The sequence below is a fragment of the uncultured Roseibium sp. genome, from assembly GCF_947494555.1.
GTDB lineage: Bacteria > Pseudomonadota > Alphaproteobacteria > Rhizobiales > Stappiaceae > Roseibium.
This window is the reverse complement of sequence record NZ_CANLVF010000015.1, coordinates 1-1,177: the sequence shown is the minus strand read 5'-3', so window position 1 is coordinate 1,177 and position 1,177 is coordinate 1. Positions and strand designations below refer to the sequence as shown.

1 protein-coding gene is annotated in these 1,177 nt (G+C 62.3%); it reads left to right on the top strand.

Features of this window, described 5'->3' with window-relative positions; translation table 11 throughout:
- Nucleotides 1-9 precede the first annotated feature (9 nt).
- Nucleotides 10-915 carry a sugar ABC transporter substrate-binding protein gene (locus Q0915_RS32025; protein WP_299484419.1) on the top strand — a complete coding sequence of 302 codons (906 nt, stop codon included), beginning with the start codon at nt 10-12 and terminating at the stop codon, nt 913-915.
- The last annotated feature ends 262 nt before the right edge of the window (nt 916-1,177 follow it).

The following is a 1,177-nucleotide window of genomic DNA, read 5'->3' as shown; positions in this document are numbered from 1 at the left end:
GCAGCTGCCATTGCGTTTACGGGTTTGTCTGGGCCAGTTTTGGCTGAAGGGGAACGTTTTGTTCTTGTGAGCCATGCGCCGGACAGCGACAGCTGGTGGAACACGATCAAGAACGGTCTGGCGCTTGCCGGTGAGCAGGTTGGTGCTGAGGTTGAGTACCGCAATCCACCGACGGGCGACATTGCGGACATGGCGCGCATTATCGAGCAGACGGCTGCGTCCAATCCGGACGGGATCATCACCACGCTGGCCGATCCGGACGTTCTGTCCGGTCCGATCCAGAATGCGGTTGCCAAGGGCATTCCGGTGATCATCATCAATTCCGGCACGCCGGAGCAGGCCGCTGAGGTTGGCGCTCTGATGTATGTCGGCCAGCCTGAATATGATGCCGGTCTTGCGGCCGGTCAGCGCGCCAAGCGCGATGGTGTTGGCTCGTTCTTGTGTGTGAACCACGTTGTGTCCAACCCGGTTGTGGGTGAGCGCTGCCGCGGCTTTGCCGATGGTCTGGGTGTTGAGCTGGGTGACAGCATGATCGACAGCGGCCAGGATCCGGCCGAGATCAAGAACAAGGTCAAGGCGTATCTGTCGGCCAATCCGGATGTGGAAGCCATTCTGACGCTTGGCCCGACCTCCGCGGACCCGACCATTGGTGCGCTTCAGGAGATCGGCAAGGCCGGCGAGATCTATTTCGGCACGTTTGATCTGGGCACGGAGATCGTCAAGGGCATCAAGGACGGCACCATTCAGTGGGGCATTGACCAGCAGCCTTTCCTGCAGGCCTATCTGCCTGTGATCGTTCTGGCCAACTACCAGCGTTTTGGCGTTCTTCCGGGCAACAACATCAACTCCGGTCCCGGTTTCATCACCAAGGACGCCCTGTCCAAGGTTGAAGAACACGCCGGCGAGTATCGCTGAGAGCGTCTTGCGGCCGCCCTCGGGCGGCCCCCTGGAGAGGCGCATGGCCGCCTCTCCCTTGAGGCCATGAGACCTCCGGAGCGGACCGGCCCAATGTGGACCGATCCCGGGCGGACCGGTTCCGACCGTCCGGCTGATCTCACCAGGACATACCAGAACGTTTGAGCGGCAGGGCCGCACAGGAGCGGCCGGCCCGACCGGCACGCAGGAGGAGACCTATGGCTGAGTCCCAAGAGACCGCCGCACCCGAGGCACCTGAGCC